Raw genomic sequence first — 17,704 nt, forward strand, 5'->3', positions numbered from 1 at the left:
ATGTTGATCAACGCCGACTTCACTCTTCCAGCTGTTGTTGCGCCACACGAATACCAGTGGGTTGCTTCACCCCAAGCTGGTGTCGACCGCGTGATGCTGGATCGTGTTGGTGCAGAGAAAGCACGTGCCACCAGCATCGTGCGCTATGCCCCGAACTCCTTCTTCCCTAGCCACCAGCACCCTGGTGGGGAGGAGATACTTGTGTTGTCAGGCACTTTCTCTGACGAGGGGGCGGACTATCCAGCGGGTTGGTATCTGCGCAATCCACCAGGTTCCAGCCACCAACCGTCCAGTGCCGAGGGAACCACCATCTTCGTAAAGCTGCAGCAGATGCCTGACAGCGAGTACCACCATGTACGCATCAATACCCGAGACCCATCCAAATGGCATCGACAAGGCTCGCGTGAAGTGTGCCCGTTGTTCGCTGGCGACTCGGAACAGGTGAGCCTGAATCGTTTCGGCGCGAACACCCTGCTCTACAACAAGCTGCTACAAGGCTTCGAGCTACTGGTACTGGAAGGCAGCGTAACAGCGGACGGACAGACCTATGAGAGCGGCTCCTGGCTACGACTGCCTGCGGGACAACACCTGGATATCGTTGCCGGCAAACAGGGAACCACCGTTTACCTAAAAACCGGCCATCTGGTTCATCCAGAGGTAGAGGCATGACCGTGCACACCACCCGCATTGCTATTGTTGGCGCCGGATTGAGCGGGCTGTATGCGGCCTATCTCCTGCAGCGCCAGGGCATCAGTGACTTCGTTGTTCTGGAGGCTAGAGATGAGCCTGGTGGGCGCATTGCTTCCATCAATGCCGAGGGCCAGGCTGTCCCGCATTCGTCAACGAACAGCACCTTTGATCGCTTCGACCTCGGGCCTACATGGTTCTGGCCTGGCTACCAGGAAGAGCTTGATCAACTTGTCGATGCGTTGGGGCTTGAGCGATTCGTACAGTTTGAAGCCGGCGACATGGTTGTCGAGCGTTCGTACGAAGGCCCAGCTGTGCGCACGCGTGGTTACGTCAACTCGCCTCCATCCATGCGCCTGGTCGGTGGCATGGGGGCGTTGGTCGAGGCTCTGCTTCGCAGGGTGAATCCACAGAAAATAGTTTACGGCCATGCCGTGCGCTGGCTTCGCAAGCATGGCGCTCATGTCGAAGTTGAAAGCCATGCCGCTAACGGCGTGGTGACGAGTTGGCGGGCCGAGCACGTGATGCTGGCATTACCGCCACGCCTGCTCGAAAGCACCATCGACTTTGAGCCTGCCCTGCCAGCCGAACTTGCCAGGCAGTGGAAAGCGACCGCGACATGGATGGCCCCTCACGCCAAGTACATCGCGACCTATGACACGCCTTTCTGGCGAGACCAGGGACTTTCCGGCGAGGCACGCAGCATGCGACGCCCTCTTGGAGAAATCCACGATGCCTCCATGCCTGGAGGTAGCCCAGCCCTGTTCGGCTTCATCGGCGTGCCAGCAAGCACACGCAGCAAGATCCCTGGCGAGGTGCTGCGAGAGCTCTGCCGTGAACAGCTGGCAAGAATGTTCGGCCCCGCAGCTGCGACGCCGAAGGCCGAATTCATAAAAGACTGGGCACATGACCCTTACACAGCCACCAGTGCAGATGTCCATGCGATTTCCCAGCATGCAGCTGCTCCCTCCACCAGTACCTCTTCCGGGCCCTGGCATGGATGCCTGACGGGTATCGCCAGTGAGTGGTCGTTACAGTTTCCTGGATATCTCGCCGGCGCCGTAGAAGCGGCCCGCCTTGGTGTTCAGGCGCTGAATGCCCTTACCACTGCAACCACGCTAAATCCATCGAGGAGCTGATATGAGATTGCAAGGTAAAAACGCATTGATCACCGGCGGCGCCAGTGGCATCGGCCTGGTAACCGCCGAACTCTTTCTACGTGAAGGTGCGCGTGTCGCCATCACCGGGCGTGACGCCGCGAAGCTTGCCCAAGCTCGCGCCTCCCTGGGTGGCGATGTCATCACCATCCAGGCCGATGTCCGAGTTTGCGAGGACATGCAGCGCATGGCTCAAGAGGTGTCCGATGCATTTGGCAACGGCGGCCTGGACATCTTTTTCGGCAATGCCGGTGTGGCATATTCGACGCCGCTGCTAAGCACCGACGAGGCTCGCTTTGACGAGCTGATGGCCGTCAATGTGAAAGGCCTGTTCTTCTCCATGCAGGCAATCACCTCCGTGCTTCGTGAAGGGGCCTCGGTGATTTTGAACTCGGCCTGGCTCAACGCCGTTGGCATGGGTGGCTTCTCAGCGCTGGCAGCCAGCAAGTCTGCGGTGCGCTCCTTCGCACGCTCATGGTCGTGCGAGCTGATGGATCGCAAGATCCGCGTTAACGCCGTCAGCCCCGACGCTATCGATACCCCGATTTTCGAGTTGGAAGGCGCCACCCCTGAGCAACTGGCCGAGACCAAGCGACAAATGTCGTTACGGATCCCTGCGCGCCGCATGGGGGAGCCGCTCGAAGTTGCTCAAGCCGTTCTGTTCCTGGCCAGCGACGAGTCGCACTACATATTGGGCGCCGAAATTGCTGTGGATGGTGGCTTCGCACAGCTCTGACCACCCTGCCCTGTGCCAGCTAAGACGCATGCGTCTTAGTTGGATGTCTTCCCCGTTATCCACTGAAGGAGCGATGACCATGACAACCACCTACCGCGCCATGCAAGTTAGCCGTCCAGGGGTTCTCGAGCTGGTAGAACGTGTAACGCCAACTCCCGGCATTGGGCAGGTACTAATCGAGGTCGAGGCCTGTGGCATTTGTGGCGCTGATGCCGGCGACATCGAGGGCGCCGATCCAACGCTGCAGCCTCCGCGTGTACCTGGCCACGAGGTAGTTGGTCGAATTGCTGCGCTGGGTGAACACGTCCCTTCGATCTGGCGGGTCGGTCAACGGGTGGGCATCGGGCGCCTGGGCGGGCATTGCAATGAGTGCAGCCAATGCCGGCAGGGAAACTTTCAGCTCTGCCAGAACCAGTCCTTCGTTGGTGCCTCCTGCGATGGTGGCTATGCCGAAATGATGATTGCCCGTGCCTCAGGGCTCGTGTCGATTCCAGATGAGTTGAATGCAGAGGAAGCCGCGCCAATTCTTTGCGCGGGTATTGCCACGTTCAACGCGCTGAAGAAGTCCGGGGCTCAGGCCGGCGATACCGTCGCCATTCTTGGTATCGGTGGTCTGGGTCACATGGCGCTGCAGTACGCACGTCGTATGGGCTTTCGTGTGGTCGCCGTTGGCCACGGCAGCGATATCGCGCAGGATGCGATGGATCTCGGCGCTCATGTCTACATCGACTCCAGCAAAGAGGATGCAGTCGAGACGCTGAAGAACATGGGCGGAGCCCATGCCATCGTCACGACCATCGGTGTCCCTGCAGCCGTCTCTGCGCTCATGCCAGGCCTGGCACCGCAAGGCCGTTTGGTACTCCTGGGTGCCGGCAAAGATCCGCTGCCTGTATCCACCGGCCATCTGGTCGTCGGCGAGCGCAGCTTGCTGGGCTCGATCACCGGCACGCCTTACGAGAACGAGAAAACGCTGGATTTCAGTGTGCTGGCTGGCGTGCGTCCAAGGATTGAGGTGATGCCTTTCGAGCGAGCCAATAAGGCCTATCAGCGGATGAAGTCAGGTGACGTCAAATTCCGCATGGTCTTGACCGTCGACCGGAAATACAACAGCTCATCCATCCCGGATGCAGGCAGTGAGCAAGAGAAGAGCACACTGCACCCATGACCAACACCAGTTCCAATATCGCCCTGCAACACAACGACTCCTTGCTGCTTTCTGACAGCGAGCAAAGCGGGAACATCTGGCGGCTATCCATCGCCCAGGCGCTGGCCGGTGCCAATGCGGTGGTGATCTATGCCACCGGAGCCATCGTGGGCGACATACTTGCTCCGTCGCCTGCACTCGCGACGCTGCCAATTTCGATTTTCGTGGTGGGTATGGCTGCCTGCATTTTCCCGATGGGCGCCTTGGCTCGCCGCTATGGCCGGCGTGCTGGGTTCCTGACAGGTACGGGAGCTGGAGTGCTCACTGGGCTGGCGGCCATGCTCGCGGTCATCCTCGGATCGTTCTGGCTGTTCTGCCTGGCGACATTCCTGGGTGGCAGCTACGCGGCAGTAGTTCTGTCATTTCGCTTCGCTGCAGCTGACGGTGTGGCACCAGAGCGACGGGCTCGCGCGCTCTCTCTGGTGATGGCAGGAGGTGTGGCCGCTGGCGTGGTTGGCCCGCAGTTGGTGATTTGGACAATGGATTTCTGGTCGCCTCATCTATTCGCTGCCACCTTCCTGATACAGGCCGTTGTCGCTGCACTATCAGCCTTGATACTGCTCGGAGTGAAGTTGCCCATGCCGACCGCTGCCGAGCTTGAGGGAGGCCGTTCACTCAGCGCGATTGCTCGGCAGCCACGCTTCATCGCGGCGGTCATTTGCGGCTCTGTCTCGTACTTTTTGATGAACTTCCTGATGACGGCAGCGCCATTGGCGATGCATCACTGCGGGCTCTCCCAGGCCTCGGCCAACCTGGGGCTGCAGTGGCACGTCATCGCCATGTATGCCCCCAGCTTCTTCACTGGCCAGCTGATTACTCGCTTCGGTGCCATACGGGTCGCGACGTTCGGCTTGGCGTTGACGGGGCTGTCTGCCGCCGTTGGTTTGAGCGGCATCGAGGTCATGCACTTCCATTGGTCTCTGATCCTGCTCGGACTGGGCTGGAATTTCGGATTCCTGGGAGCGTCCTCACTCGTCATGGAGTGCCACCGCCCGGAAGAGAAAACGCGTGTGCAATCGCTCAATGACTTCATCGTGTTCGGATCTATGGCGATTGGATCGTTTGCCTCTGGGGGCCTGCTGGCGTCGTTCGGTTGGGCCGTTGTTCTCTGGTTCTCATTGGTGCCGCTTGCACTGGCATCGGTGGCACTCGCTGCGACGGTGCGTAAGCCCGAGAAAGTCATTTAGAGACAGCGTCACCAGCTTGAACACATTGACGAATTCATCAATAAGAAGAGGTAGGTGTATGGATGCGAAGAAGAGCAGTCATGATGAAGGGCTAATGCTTGTTGTCGCCATGACTAGCTTGGCCATGGTGGCGTTTTCAGCCAACTCACTGCTGACGCGAGCGGCATTCCAGACCACCGCTATCGACGCTACATCGTTCACAGCCATCCGGGTGATTTCTGGTGCGCTGACCCTGTTGGTCATAGCGATGCTGCAGGGCGCAAAGCTGAAGCCCAGTCGAACAGGCTGGTGGTCAGCTGTCTTGCTATTTACCTACGTAGCAGCGTTCTCCTTCGCTTACCGTGATATCAGCACCGGCGCAGGCGCGTTGGTGCTGTTCGCCTCGGCTCAGTTGCTGATGATCTCCTACGGATACTGCAAAGGGGAGCGAACAAGTTTATTGGGTGTCCTGATTGCTCTAGGCGGGATTGCAGCCTTTCTTGCACCCACCGCCTCGGCGCCATCGTTATCAGCCGCTGCGCTGATGGCCGTGGCTGGATTCGCCTGGGGCGGTTTTTCTCTGCTGGGTCGATCCTCTGATTCGCCCATATCCAACACGGCTGCCAGCTTCCTGTGGGCCGTTCCCCTTGTGTTGATTTTGATGTTTGTCCAGCGCAAACACCTGAGTGTCGATACTATGGGTATTACCTATGCAGTGCTTTCAGGTAGCTTGGCATCGGCCGGTGGTTACGCAATCTGGTACTGGGTTCGTGTCCGCATGACCGCTATCAGCGCAGGCGCTGTGCAACTGTCGGTGCCGGTGCTGAGTGCCGTGCTCGGTGTGCTGATTCTCAGCGAGGAGATCTCGTGGATCGGAGGGATATCGGCGGTGATCACTCTGGGAGGTGTTGCCTGGGTCACGCTGACTGCAAAGGCGGGACAGCAGGGACGTAGCTCGGCGGGTGCAGAGGATGCGATCCGATAGTCCCTGCCTAGCGGAAGGCATTGTTCCATGCTCGCTACGCAGGCACTCCTGGGCATCGCTGGATTCGTGAGCAGTTGCGTCTACTGCTTAATGATCCGGATCGTACGAGCCAGTCATCGCTTATCTGGTGAGCGTCTGCTATTGGCCGAAAGCGGTCGTTTGTGAGTGGCAGCTATCGGCCAAGAGCAGACAACCAACTACACTTTATTGAAGATCTCGCTACAAGCAATATTTGACCCTAGCGCCGTATCTTGTTAAGCAGACTAAGTAGTTTCCTTTTTTGAGCCGACGGATGGAGTATTCATGACGCAAGAGAAGCACGGAATCCAAATCTTTGATGAGAAGGGATGCCCTGTCCTAGAAATTGGACCGCATCTCGTTCGAGAGAATTCTGAGTTTGCTGAGAAAATAGGCATAATCGCCGCATCATGGGCACAGGCAGAGGTTAATTTGAATTGCCTATTCGCAGTCTTACTAGATACAACTCCGGACGAGGCCGCGAATCAGCTCAAAAAATACAGAAGCGCAGCGAGAACGGCAGATGGAACAAGGAAGCTCGCTGCGGAATACCTGACAGGAGCAGAGCTTGAGTCCGTCACAAAAGCTCTGAACCAACTCGATTTGGTACGGTTACGACGTAATCGAGTGCAGCATGACGTATGGGCTAAGAAAGGTGACGACAATCAAACAATGTTTGCCATTCACTCGGATCAATACCTCGCTTTCACTACCAACGTTGTAGCGGCAACAGAATTAGCGATCCCTGAAGGCGAAAAAAGTGAGAGGGTCATAAATCTAGCGAACGAGTTCGCAGCAACAATAACAAAAGGCCACACCATTGGAGACCTTCAAGAAATCGACCAAGAGTTGAAACTTGCAAGCAAGTCTCTCATGGAGGCGATGTTCTTCCGTATATCCCAGCGCTTGAAGGAAAAAGGTGCTGCGCTCAGTCAGAGTTAAATGCTCGACGACAGTCCGCTTCTGGCCGATAGAGGTCATTCCCGAACGGTTGCTATCGACCCATAGCAGCCATTCACGAAGGGCCGCAATCGGCCAAAAGCGGACTGTAGACAGATAGCTGGCATTCCTACGCTGGCATTCTAGTAATCTCACAACGCTAAAAAGGAACATTCATGTTGGTCATTCAAATTGATCGGGATAGCGTGCATGCAGGGGATGATCTGGAAAGTCACAGGACATCAATCAGGCTTGATCCAGCAGTAACACTGCGCGCTTTGTTCGAAGCGATCCAAGGTATGGGTTACCTGCCTGACATCAGTGGAGGCAAGGCGACGTGGATTGTTTGTTCGTCTGGCAAACACATAGGTGTTTTAGCTCAGCAATGGCCAGAAACTAAATTGTTAATCCCCGCCGAGAGCCTCCTGAGTCAGTGTTTTGGGGATACCGAACCTCGCCTTCTGTTCAGATATTGGTGCCAGGCAGATCCAGACCATGTCTTTTCACAGATCAAAGCTGGAAATGAACCGCCGTCTCGATTTTAGGACTGGCGGGGCTACCTACTGATCCAGAAGCTAATATGCCTGCTTTGGGTTGTGGCGGCCTGTTGCAAAGGTGGGCTACCGATCGATAGCTGCATCCTTTCGTTATCAGAATCAGGTCGAAGGCTCACACCGTTTTTCAAACGCATTGCACTCTTTACGTCCTAAGCCATTGATCTTAAACGCAGCATAGGTCGGGACAGCGGGTGCACCAACGCCGAGATGGAAGCCCCCCACTTTCCCCATTCAAAACCTTGAATGCCCACCCAAGCCCCGTTACCCTTTCCGGGCCGCTGTAAATCCAGCAACCAGGTTTGCTAGCCCGAGTACCTTAGGACGTGCAAGCGTCCATCCGTCTCAGCTGACACCTTTTTGCACCCGCTGTTTCGTTTTATGACGGCTGTACGCAGGGCGCATTCGTGCGCGCTGGGTTTCTGGAGTCCCGGTCTACCATCCTGCTTACGGCCGTCACCCTTTGTCGTCGGGTGTTATGGCGACTGTACGCGGGGCGCATTCATGCGCGCCGGGGTCCTTGATCCCTGGTCTGCTAACCCGCGTACAGCTGCCTCCCTTTCGTTCCGCAGGCCGCACACGCGGCCTACCGACCGTCCCCATTGTTACTGTTTCCCCAACAATGCTTTTCGACCTTGAGCATTTATCCGCCCCGCCTCGCCCGCCTAAACTGGCCACCGTTTTCAGGCAGCCCTACCGCGCCGACTCCGCAAAGGCCACCCCAACGCCAACACCCTTTCCCAGAGCCTTCGGCGCCCCCCGTATCGAATGATCGCGCACGCCCTTGCGCGCTGATCGCCACGCCCCACGGGTTCGACCTTTACCGCTGCCGACTGAATGCCTTGACCCCTGCGCAGAGCCTGCGTGCACTTTCCATTGACTAACGGAACGTATGAAAAAAATGACGGATGACCATCAACCGCAAACTCGGAAGTTTGCACTCGGCACCACCGCAAGGGTGCTGTTTGCCCTGCTGGTGCTGCTCGTATCGCTGGCGATGATCTACGGCGGCTTCAAACTGGTAGCACTCGATGGCTCGCCTTACTACCTGATCGCAGGCGTTGCATACCTGCTGCTGGCAGCGCTGATGTTCCTGCGCAAAAGCGCCAGCATCGCCCTTTCGGTAGCCATCGCCCTGGCAACCTGTGTGTGGGCATTCTACGAAGTCGGCCAGTTCAGCTACTGGGAGCTGCTGCCACGCCTGGTAGTACCGGCAATCATCCTGACCCTCAGCCTGTGGGTCGGCGCAGCCTTGCCCGGCACTTCGGCAAGCACCCGACGCCTGGCCAACCGCTTCGGCTTTGCGGTGTTCGCGGGGCTGATCGCGACCTTCGTGGCGGCGTTCTATCCGCACGGTGCAATCTCCACCCCGCTCGCCTCCACGGCCAAGCCTGCGCCAACCAAAGCCCCCGCCGCGCCGGAAAACTGGGAGTTCTTCGGCCGCAACGCCTCGGGCACGCGCTTTGCGCCGTTCAGCCAGATCACCCCGGCGAACGTCAAGGACCTGCAAGTGGCCTGGATCTACCGCACCGGCCGCAGAACCAAGGGCGCCGGTGCCGGCGTGGACGAGAACACCCCGCTGCAGATCGGCAACGTGCTGTATTCATGCACGCCAGAAAACCTGATCACCGCCCTCGACGCCGACACGGGCAAGCCGATCTGGAAGTTCGACCCGCACGCGCGCAGCGCCGAGCACGTGACGTGCCGCGGCGTGGGCTACCACGACATCGACAAGGACGACAGCCTGAGCACCGAGGTCAAGGCCTCGTATGGCGAGCAGCAGTGCCGCCAGCGCATCCTGGTGTCGTCGGTCGACGCCCGCCTGTTTGCCCTGGACGCACACACCGGCACCCTGTGCCCGAGCTTTGGCGACAACGGTTATGTCGACCTGAAAAAAGGCATGGGCCCCACCGAGAACAGCAAGCGCTACCACCCCACCTCCCTGCCCGTGGTAATGGGCCACCTCACCGTGGTCGGCGGCTGGGTGCGCGACATCGTCGCCAAGGAGCCGTCGGGCGCCGTGCGTGCCTTCGACGTGGTGACCGGTGCGCTGGTGTGGGCCTGGGACATCGGTGCGCCTGAAGGCCAGGACGCAACCGCCAGCGACCACCAGTTCACCCTGGAAACCCCCAACGTGTGGACCGTGCCCACCTACGACAAGGCACTGAACCTGGTGTACCTGCCCACCGGCAACGGCCCGCCCGACTACTGGGGTGGCGACCGCAACCAGGCCAAGGAAAAGTACGGCTCGGCCGTGGTGGCCGTCGATGCCTCGACCGGCAAGGCCAAGTGGGTGTACCAGACTGTGCACCACGACGTGTGGGACTACGACCTGCCCTCGCAACCGGTGCTGTACGACATCAAGAACGCCCAGGGCGAAAAGACCCCGGTGCTGATCCAGACCACCAAGACCGGCAACATCTTCGTGCTGGACCGCCGCACCGGCCAGCCGGTGACTGAAGTTCAGGAGCTGCCCGTACCGACATCCCCCGCCGCCGAAGGCGAACACCTGGCACCGACCCAACCGCACTCGGTGGGCATGCCGGTGATTGGTGCCGAGCCCCTGACCGAGAAGTCCATGTGGGGCGTGAGCACCTTCGACCAGCTGTACTGCCGCATCATGTTCAAGGACTCGGTGTATGTGGGCCCCTTCACCCCGCCGACCGAAAAGCCCTACATCGAATGGCCGGGCCTGCTGGGTGGCATGAACTGGGGTGGCATCTCCATCGACGAAAACACCGGCATGATGTTCGTCAACGACATGCGCGTACCGCTGCGCATGGCGCTGGTCACCAAGGAAAACACCAGCAAGTTCAAGGTTTCCACCGATGAGGTGCCGGGCTTCATGGGTACGATTCGCCCACAAGTGGCGGGCATCTATGGCGGGGTAAAAATCGACATCCTGCAATCCCCCCTGGGCGTGCCGTGCAACACCCCGCCGTTCGGCAGCATGAGCGCCATCGACCTGAACACCCAGAAACTGGTGTGGCAGGTACCGCTGGGCACCGTGCAGGACACCGGCCCCCTGGGCCTCAAGACCCACCTGCCGATCCCGCTGGGCATGCCGACGCTGGGCGGCCCTACCTCGACCGCCTCGGGGCTGGTGTTCTTTGCCGGCACCCAGGACTACTACCTGCGGGCTCTGGACTCGGCCACCGGCAAGGAGGTGTGGAAAGCCCGCCTGCCAGTAGGTGCAGTGGCAGCGCCGTTGATCTACCAGTCGCCGGCGACCGGCAAGCAGTATGTGGTGATCTCGGCGGGCGGCATGAGCCATTCGCCTGATGTGGGCGACTACATCATTGCCTATGCGTTGCCCGACGGTACTGGACAGCAGTAACACGCTGGTGGAAGCCGTATGAAAATAATCCCCGGTTTCGGGGATTATTTTTGCCCGATGGAACGCTAGAGAGAGGCGCCGTCGCACGGCTGCCGGGCCTGCGCGCAGACTTCCCAGCCACCGCCCAACGCCTTGTAGATGCCCACAACCGCCAGGCGTTGTCGGGTACGTGCGGCGGTCAGGGCGCGTCTGCTGGCGTAATCGGCGCGCTCGGCCTCAAGCACATCCAGATAGACGCCCTCGCCCTCCGAGAACCGCGCCCGGGCAAGCCGCGCCGCCTCGCCGTTGGCCGCCGATTCGAGCAATCGCAGCCTCAGGGTATTGCTCGCAGCCCCGTGGGCCTTGAAGGCATCATCGGTTTCCTGCAACGCGCGCAATACCGTCTGGTCGTACCCGATCAACGCCTCCCTGGCGCGTGCCTCGCTGGCGGCAATCCGGGCACGTACACGCCCGGTGTCCAGCAGCGACCAGCGAATCATCGGGCCGATAAAACTCGACAGCGCGCCCGCGCCACTCATCCCGTCGAGGCTTCCGGTGACCACACCGATGGAGCCCTGCACCTGCACCTCGGGATAGAGGCCCGCCGTCTCGACCCCGATTTGCGCCGTGGCGGCCGCAAGGGCGCGTTCTGCGGCGGCAATGTCGGAGCGTCTCCAGAGTAACGCCGTGGGCTCACCGACGGCGATCGTGCGCAGGGCCAGCGCCTGATCCCCAGGCTCGGCGGCCGGTGGTGTGAACCGCTGCGGCGGCTCGCCCAGCAGGATCGCCAGAGCGTTGACCGAGGCATCACGCCGACGCTCCAGCTCGGGCACGCTCACCTCGACCGAGCGCAACAGGGCTTCGGCCCGCAGCCGGTCGAACTCGGTGGCCGCCCCAGCGTTCACCTGGCGTTCGACCATGCTCAGGCTGTCGCGCTGGCTTTGGCGGGTATCGGCCGCCACCGCCAACTCGGCCTCGATGCCCCGCAGCTCGAACCAGGTGGCCGCCACCTCGGCCGCCACACTCGCCTGCACCCCGCGCAGCAACGCCTCGCGCGAACCGGCCTGGGCGCGTGCGGCCTCCACCGAGCGGCGCACGCGGCCGAACAGGTCGATTTCCCAGGACGCATCGACCGCCCCCCGATAGGTTTCGTTCTGCCGCGACTGGCCAGCCGGTGTCTGCACTTCGCTCCAGCGGCGGTTCTCGTAGCTGAGCGCAGGGCCGCCACGCGGAAGGAAACCCTGGCGGCTTTCGCGCAACATCGCCCTGGCTTCTTCGAGCCGCACGGCAGCAATCGCGATGTCATGGTTGGCGGCAAGCGCCCGCTGCACCAGCCCGGTCAATGCCGGCTCGTCAAAGGCACCCCACCACCGGGCCTCGACGCTACCGGGGCCAAGCCCGGCAGGCAGCTCATCGAAGCGTGCGGGAAGCTGCGTTGCCGGCAGCGACGGCGCAACGTAGTCGGGGCCCACTGCAGCACACCCGGCCAGCAGCATGAGGGTGGCCAGGGGCACCAGAACAGCTCGATAGCAACGGCTCATGAACGGCGCTCCTCCAGGGCAGGCTGGGCTGTGGGCGTGTGCCGCTCGAAGCGGGCCGCCAGGCCACGGATCACCACATAGAAAACCGGGGTCAGGAACAGGCCGAACAGCGTCACCCCGAGCATGCCGGCAAACACCGCCACCCCCATGGCCTGGCGCATCTCGGCACCTGCGCCGCTGGCAAGCACCAGCGGCACGACGCCGGCGACGAAGGCCAGGGACGTCATCACGATCGGGCGCAGGCGCAACCGGCATGCCTCCACAACCGCCTCCAGCGCACTCGCCCCCCGCGCTTCCAGGGTGCGGGCGAACTCGACGATGAGGATCGCGTTCTTGGCGGCCAGGCCCACCAGCACGATCAGCCCGATCTGCACGAACACGTTGTTGTCGCCCTCCATCAGCCACACCCCGATGATCGCGCTCAACAGGCACATCGGCACAATCAGCAGCACCGCCAGGGGCAGCAGCCAGCTGTTGTACTGCGCCGCCAGAATCAGGTAGGCCAGCAACACACACAGCGGGAAGATGAACAGCGCCGAATCGCCGGCCAGCTTCTGCTGGTAGGTCAGGTCCGTCCATTCGAAGGTCATGCCTTCAGGCAGCATGTCCCTGGCCAGACGCTCCATCAGCGCAACCGCCTGCCCTGAACTCACGCCCGGCATTGCGCCCCCCGAAATGTCCGCCGAGGGGTAGCCGTTGTAGTGAATCACCCGGTCCGGGCCGGAGCTTGGCGTAACGCTGACAAACGCCGACAACGGCAGCATGGCCCCGGCCGCATTGCGCACCTGCAGGCGGCCGATGGCTTCGGCCTGCATGCGGTGGTCCGTGTCGGCCTGCGCCGTGACCTTGTAGGTGCGGCCAAAGCGGTTGAAGTCGTTGACGTACAGCGAACCCAGGTACACCTGCAGCGCCTCGAACACATCGGTCAGGCGCACGCCCTGGCTCTTGACCTGGGCCCGGTCGATGACCACGTCGAGCTGCGGTGCATTGATATCGAGGCTGGTCATCAGCCCGGCCAACTGCCCCGACTCGGTGGCCTTCATCATCAGGATGCGGGTGTGCTGCACCAGGGCCTCCAGCCCCGCGCCGCTGCGGTCCTCGACTTGCATCTTGAAGCCGCCGGTGGCACCCAGGCCGGGCACCGGGGGTGGCGGGAACACCCCGAGAAAACCATCGGGAATACCCGCGAACCTGGCCTGCAGGCGCCCGGCAATGGCGGTTGCAGCCAGGTCCGGCGAGGCACGCTCCTTGAACGGGTCGAGCATGATGAACATCACCGCGGCGTTGGGCACGTTGACGAAACCGTTGATCGAAAGCCCCGGGAACGCCACCACGCTTTCGACGCCCGGCTCGTCCAGGGCCAGCTGCGACATCTGCCTGGCCACCGCTTCGGTGCGGTCCAGCGACGACGCGTTGGGCAACTGGGCGATAGCCACCAGGTAGTACTTGTCCTGCATCGGTACAAAGCCCGGTGGCACGGCATTGAAGCCGAACGCGGTCAACCCCAGCAGGCCGACGTACACCACAAGCACCAGGCCGCTGAGCCGGACCACCTTGCGCACCGTGTTGCCATAGGCCTGCGGTGCACGCTGGAACGGCCGGCCAAGGGTGCCGAGCAACCGTCGGGCACGCCCGCGCAGGCTGCGGGGGTCGGGGGTGTTGCCGTGCTGGCGTGGCTGCAGCAGCAACCCGGCGAGTGCGGGGCTGAGGGTCAGCGAATTGACCGCCGACAGAATCGTCGAGATGGCAATGGTGAGTGCGAACTGGCGATAGAACTCGCCCTGCAGGCCGCTGAGGAACGCCGTGGGGATGAACACCGCAGCCAGCACCGAGGTGATCGCGATGATGGGCCCGGTCACCTCGTCCATGGCAAGCCTGGCGGCCTGGGCCGGCGCCTCGCCGTTCTCGATATGACGCTCGACGTTCTCCACCACCACGATGGCATCGTCCACCACGATCCCGATCGATAGCACCAGGCCGAACAACGACAGGGTGTTGAGCGAAAAGCCCATCAGGTGCATGACCGCAAAGGTGCCCACCAGCGACACCGGCACCGCCATCAGCGGGATGAGCGACGCGCGCCAGTTGTGCAGAAACAGCACCACCACGATCACCACCAGCATGATCGCCTCCAGCAAGGTGATGGCCACCGACTCCAGCGAGGCCTGCACGAACACCGTGGGGTCATAGGCAATGCGCGAGGTGAGCCCCGCCGGGAAGTTCGCCTCCAGCCGCTGCATGGTTTCGCGCACCGCCTGGGCAACGTCCAGGGCATTGGCGCCCGGGCTCTGGATGATCTGCAGCGCAACGGCCGGTTCGCCATCGAGCAGGCTGCGTAGTGCGTAAGAGTCGGCGCCCATCTCGATACGGGCCACATCGCGCAGGCGCGTGACCTGACCGTCGTCGCCGGTGCGAATGATGATGTCGCCAAACTGCTGCTCATCGGTCAGCCGCCCCAGGGTGTTCACGGTTACCTGGAACGCGGCAGTGGCGTTGGGCGCCTGGCCGACCGACCCCGCCGCCACCTGCACGTTCTGCTCGCGCACCGCTTCGATCACCTCGCCTGCGGTGAGCCCGCGCGCGGCGATCAGGTCCGGGTCGAGCCACAGCCGCATGCTGTACTCCCCGGCGCCCCACACCAGCACATCGCTGATGCCGGGCAGGCGCGACAGTTCATCGCGCACCTGAAGGTAGGCGTAGTTCGACATGTAGAGCGGGTCGTAGCGTTTTTCGGGAGACAGCAGGTGAACCACCATCAGCATGTCCGGCGAGGTCTTCTGGGTGACCACGCCCTGGTGCTGCACCTCTGCCGGCAGGCGCGGCAGAACCCGCGAAACGCGGTTCTGCACCTGGATCTGCGCAATATCGGCATTGGTGCCCTGGGCGAAAGTGATGGTCAGTACCATCCGGCCATCGGTGGCAGACTGCGACGCCATGTACAGCATGCCCTCGACCCCGGTAATCGCCTGCTCCAGTGGCGCGGCCACGGTTTGTGCGATTACCTGGGGGTTGGCCCCCGGATAGGACGCCGTCACCTGCACGGTCGGCGGCGTGACCGCCGGGTACTCGCTCAGCGGTAGCTGGAAGAAGGCGACGATGCCGGCAATCATCATCAGTATCGAGAGGACGATGGCAAAAATGGGACGATCGATGAAGAAGCGCGGGAATGTCATTGCGCCGCCCCCAGGGTTTGCTGCGCCTTGACGGGCGAACCCTCGATCGAGGTGGGCTGCGGCGTAACCTGCATGTCCGGGCGCACCAGGCCCTTGACCACGATGCGCTCGCCGGGCTGCAGGCCTTTTTCGATCACGCGCAGGCCCTCCACCATCGGGCCGAGTTCGACCGGGCGATACTGGGTCTTGTCGTCCTTGCCCACTACCAGTACGTAGCGGCTGCCCTGGTCGGTCGAAATCGATTGGTCCGAGATCAGCACCCTGGCCTGTGGCGTGCCGGTCTCAAGCTTCACCTTGGCAAACAAACCGGGCGTCAGCTGCCCGCCGGGGTTATCGACCACCGCGCGAACACGCAGCGTCCCGGTGTTGCGATCGGCGGCGTTGGCCAGAAAATCGACGCGGCCGGGCCGCGCGTACTGCTTGTCGGTGGCCAGCGCCACGCTCACCTTCGCCGCCTGCGCGCCCGCGCCAGGCCGGCTTGATGCGAGCGAGCGCAGGTACGTGCGCTCGTCCACATCGAAGTACACATGCAGGGGGTCGACAGAGACGATGGTGGTCAGTGGCGTCACCCCATTGGTGACGTAGTTGCCTTCGGTGACCAGGGTTTGCCCTACACGCCCACTGATCGGTGCAGTGACCCGTGTGAAGCTCAGGTCGAGCTTTGCAGCGTCCAGCGCGGCCTTTGCGGCATCGACCTGGGCCTGGCCCGCATCGAGCGCCGCAATCGCGCTGTCGAGCCGGTCCCGCGCAACGACCTTTTGCGCATACAGTTGCCGGGCTCGGGCATGGTCTGCCTGGGCCAGCAGCCACGCCGCCCGGGCCTCCTGCAGGCGTGCGGTGGCGGCGTCGAGCGCGGCCTGGAAGGGCCGTGGATCGATGACAAAGAGCTGGCTGCCCTTCTCTACCATGCGGCCCTCGGGCACGCTCACCGCCTGAATATAGCCGGCCACCCGCGGGCGCAGTTCGACCCGCTTGATCGCGGTCAGCGACCCGGTGAATTCAGCATGGGGCGTTACCGGGCGCACGATCACCTCGGCTACCGGAACACTGGGAGGCTTGGCGGGTTCAGTCGCGGGTGCCGTCTCCTTGCACCCGACGCTGGTGAGCGCGACGCTTAGCGCCGCAGTGAAAAGGGTTACGCGTTTGACGTTCATCACATGGCCTTTCGCACGAGTGTCGACCTGCTTTGCGGGGGCAAAGCAACGTTCGCGTACTTATCCGACTTGCCACGTCTGGAAGGTCAAGGGTTTTCTGACATTGGCCATACCCTGGCGTCAGAGCCACACAATCCGGTCCTTGCCCATGCTCTTGGCCACGTACAGGGCACGATCGGCCCGTTTCAAGGTGTCCTCGTAAGCGTGGTCCTCGGGCAGCATGGCCGTTGCGCCAATGCTCACGGTGACCACCGTGTCGCCTGCCCAATAGCGGCTCAGCTCTTTGCGAAAGCGCTCATGCAGACGCTCGGCAAGCTGCAGCGCCTGCTCTCGCTCGGTATTGGGCAGGCCCACCACAAACTCGTCGCCACCCAGGCGGCAGGCGAAATCCGTTGCGCGCAGCGCGCAACGACAGATCTCGGCCACCGCCTGGATGATCTGATCGCCGGCGTGGTGCCCCTGGGTATCATTGATTTTCTTGAGGTTGTCCAGATCGAACAGGAACACCGACGTCGGCACGCGATAGCGTGTCAGGGACTCGTGGTGCAGTTTCAGGTCATGTTCGAGCTTTCTGCGGTTGAACAGACCGGTGAGCTGGTCGGTATCGCTCAGTTCCCTGAGCCTGACTTCCAGTGTGTGCCGTTCGGAGATATTGCTGGCGACCCACAGCACGACCTCCTCTTCGTCCACCCTGAAGTTCAGGGCCTGGATGCGCCCCTCGAACCAGATGGGGTCCTTGGGGCCCTCATCGGGCAGGCCCTTCACGTCCCTGTTGCTCAGCTCGTACTCGGCGACCAGCAGGTTTCCCGTGGCCAGTGCCCGGGCAATCTGCTCCAGAAACCAGTTCGCCTTGTCGGCATTGATCAGGTCTGAAATATACAGGCCGATCAGGCCGGACCCATCGTGGTAATAACGCGCGTCGCGGCCACCAAACACCGCAACGTACTTGCCACTGCGCGACAGAATGAAGGCAGGGTCGGGCAGCGCATCAAGAATCAGGGCCATCTGTGCGGTGTCGATCATGAAGCACTTCTTCTGTGCCGATTGATGAATGGCGTAACGGTAGCCAACAAT

The 17,704-nt window shown here is 61.7% G+C and carries 13 protein-coding genes; 9 read left to right on the forward strand and 4 right to left on the reverse strand.

Going from position 1 to position 17,704, the window contains the following annotated elements:
* The 9 genes from DN388_RS16935 (at nucleotide 1) to DN388_RS16975 (ending at nucleotide 10,783) form a co-directional block, all read left to right on the forward strand.
* Complete coding sequence (locus tag DN388_RS16935) at nucleotides 1-669, forward strand: cupin domain-containing protein (protein WP_255001275.1); 669 nt, start codon at nucleotides 1-3, stop codon at nucleotides 667-669.
* Nucleotides 666-1,826 carry an FAD-dependent oxidoreductase gene (locus DN388_RS16940; protein WP_255001277.1) on the forward strand — a complete coding sequence of 387 codons (1,161 nt, stop codon included), beginning with the start codon at nucleotides 666-668 and terminating at the stop codon, nucleotides 1,824-1,826. Before DN388_RS16935 ends, DN388_RS16940 begins: the two co-directional genes overlap by 4 nt.
* Nucleotide 1,827: 1 nt before the next feature.
* The gene (locus tag DN388_RS16945) at nucleotides 1,828-2,580 is read left to right on the forward strand and encodes an SDR family oxidoreductase (protein ID WP_255001279.1); all 753 of its coding nucleotides are present in this window, start codon (nucleotides 1,828-1,830) and stop codon (nucleotides 2,578-2,580) included.
* A 79-nt stretch (nucleotides 2,581-2,659) separates the two neighbouring features.
* Nucleotides 2,660-3,745 (forward strand): alcohol dehydrogenase, encoded by a 1,086-nt coding sequence (locus DN388_RS16950; RefSeq protein ID WP_255001281.1) that lies wholly within the window; start codon nucleotides 2,660-2,662, stop codon nucleotides 3,743-3,745.
* Nucleotides 3,742-4,971 carry an MFS transporter gene (locus DN388_RS16955; protein WP_255001283.1) on the forward strand — a complete coding sequence of 410 codons (1,230 nt, stop codon included), beginning with the start codon at nucleotides 3,742-3,744 and terminating at the stop codon, nucleotides 4,969-4,971. The genes DN388_RS16950 and DN388_RS16955 overlap by 4 nt, the downstream gene beginning before the upstream one ends.
* A gap of 58 nt (nucleotides 4,972-5,029) precedes the next feature.
* Complete coding sequence (locus tag DN388_RS16960; protein WP_255001285.1) at nucleotides 5,030-5,935, forward strand: DMT family transporter; 906 nt, start codon at nucleotides 5,030-5,032, stop codon at nucleotides 5,933-5,935.
* Nucleotides 5,936-6,238: 303 nt separating this feature from the next.
* Nucleotides 6,239-6,895 carry a hypothetical protein gene (locus DN388_RS16965; RefSeq protein ID WP_255001288.1) on the forward strand — a complete coding sequence of 219 codons (657 nt, stop codon included), beginning with the start codon at nucleotides 6,239-6,241 and terminating at the stop codon, nucleotides 6,893-6,895.
* 173 nt (nucleotides 6,896-7,068) lie between these two features.
* The gene (locus tag DN388_RS16970; RefSeq protein WP_255001289.1) at nucleotides 7,069-7,437 is read left to right on the forward strand and encodes a hypothetical protein; all 369 of its coding nucleotides are present in this window, start codon (nucleotides 7,069-7,071) and stop codon (nucleotides 7,435-7,437) included.
* Between the two features lie 910 nt (nucleotides 7,438-8,347).
* On the forward strand, nucleotides 8,348-10,783 hold the full coding sequence (locus DN388_RS16975; RefSeq protein WP_255001325.1) for a membrane-bound PQQ-dependent dehydrogenase, glucose/quinate/shikimate family: 2,436 nt from the start codon (nucleotides 8,348-8,350) through the stop codon (nucleotides 10,781-10,783).
* Between the two features lie 65 nt (nucleotides 10,784-10,848).
* Here the strand turns inward: DN388_RS16975 and DN388_RS16980 are convergent, their stop codons facing one another.
* The 4 genes from DN388_RS16980 to DN388_RS16995 all read right to left on the reverse strand — a co-directional run bounded on the left by DN388_RS16980 (nucleotide 10,849) and on the right by DN388_RS16995 (nucleotide 17,653).
* On the reverse strand, nucleotides 10,849-12,303 hold the full coding sequence (locus DN388_RS16980; protein ID WP_255001291.1) for an efflux transporter outer membrane subunit: 1,455 nt from the start codon (nucleotides 12,301-12,303) through the stop codon (nucleotides 10,849-10,851).
* A complete protein-coding gene (locus DN388_RS16985) occupies nucleotides 12,300-15,476 on the reverse strand; it encodes an efflux RND transporter permease subunit (RefSeq protein ID WP_255001293.1) in 3,177 nt (1,058 codons plus the stop codon). The genes DN388_RS16980 and DN388_RS16985 overlap by 4 nt, the downstream gene beginning before the upstream one ends.
* Nucleotides 15,473-16,630: an efflux RND transporter periplasmic adaptor subunit gene (locus DN388_RS16990; RefSeq protein WP_255001295.1), complete on the reverse strand. Its 1,158-nt coding sequence runs from the start codon at nucleotides 16,628-16,630 to the stop codon at nucleotides 15,473-15,475. Before DN388_RS16990 ends, DN388_RS16985 begins: the two co-directional genes overlap by 4 nt.
* A gap of 120 nt (nucleotides 16,631-16,750) precedes the next feature.
* Nucleotides 16,751-17,653, reverse strand: coding sequence for a GGDEF domain-containing protein (locus DN388_RS16995; RefSeq protein ID WP_054916663.1), 903 nt, complete (start codon nucleotides 17,651-17,653; stop codon nucleotides 16,751-16,753).
* Between the last annotated feature and the right edge of the window lie 51 nt (nucleotides 17,654-17,704).

It is taken from the genome of Pseudomonas sp. S12(2018) (genome assembly GCF_024355235.1).
GTDB classification, from domain to species: domain Bacteria; phylum Pseudomonadota; class Gammaproteobacteria; order Pseudomonadales; family Pseudomonadaceae; genus Aquipseudomonas; species Aquipseudomonas palmensis.

Excerpts from the sequence above, each read along its gene's own strand:
- DN388_RS16935 (WP_255001275.1), top strand. The coding sequence starts at position 1 with ATGTTGATCAACGCCGACTTCACTCTTCCAGCTGTTGTTGCGCCACAC.
- DN388_RS16940 (WP_255001277.1), top strand. The coding sequence starts at position 666 with ATGACCGTGCACACCACCCGCATTGCTATTGTTGGCGCCGGATTGAGC.
- DN388_RS16945 (WP_255001279.1), top strand. The coding sequence starts at position 1,828 with ATGAGATTGCAAGGTAAAAACGCATTGATCACCGGCGGCGCCAGTGGC.
- DN388_RS16950 (WP_255001281.1), top strand. The coding sequence starts at position 2,660 with ATGACAACCACCTACCGCGCCATGCAAGTTAGCCGTCCAGGGGTTCTC.
- DN388_RS16955 (WP_255001283.1), top strand. The coding sequence starts at position 3,742 with ATGACCAACACCAGTTCCAATATCGCCCTGCAACACAACGACTCCTTG.
- DN388_RS16960 (WP_255001285.1), top strand. The coding sequence starts at position 5,030 with ATGGATGCGAAGAAGAGCAGTCATGATGAAGGGCTAATGCTTGTTGTC.
- DN388_RS16965 (WP_255001288.1), top strand. The coding sequence starts at position 6,239 with ATGACGCAAGAGAAGCACGGAATCCAAATCTTTGATGAGAAGGGATGC.
- DN388_RS16970 (WP_255001289.1), top strand. The coding sequence starts at position 7,069 with ATGTTGGTCATTCAAATTGATCGGGATAGCGTGCATGCAGGGGATGAT.
- DN388_RS16975 (WP_255001325.1), top strand. The coding sequence starts at position 8,348 with ATGACGGATGACCATCAACCGCAAACTCGGAAGTTTGCACTCGGCACC.
- DN388_RS16980 (WP_255001291.1), bottom strand. The coding sequence starts at position 12,303 with ATGAGCCGTTGCTATCGAGCTGTTCTGGTGCCCCTGGCCACCCTCATG.
- DN388_RS16985 (WP_255001293.1), bottom strand. The coding sequence starts at position 15,476 with ATGACATTCCCGCGCTTCTTCATCGATCGTCCCATTTTTGCCATCGTC.
- DN388_RS16990 (WP_255001295.1), bottom strand. The coding sequence starts at position 16,630 with ATGAACGTCAAACGCGTAACCCTTTTCACTGCGGCGCTAAGCGTCGCG.
- DN388_RS16995 (WP_054916663.1), bottom strand. The coding sequence starts at position 17,653 with ATGATCGACACCGCACAGATGGCCCTGATTCTTGATGCGCTGCCCGAC.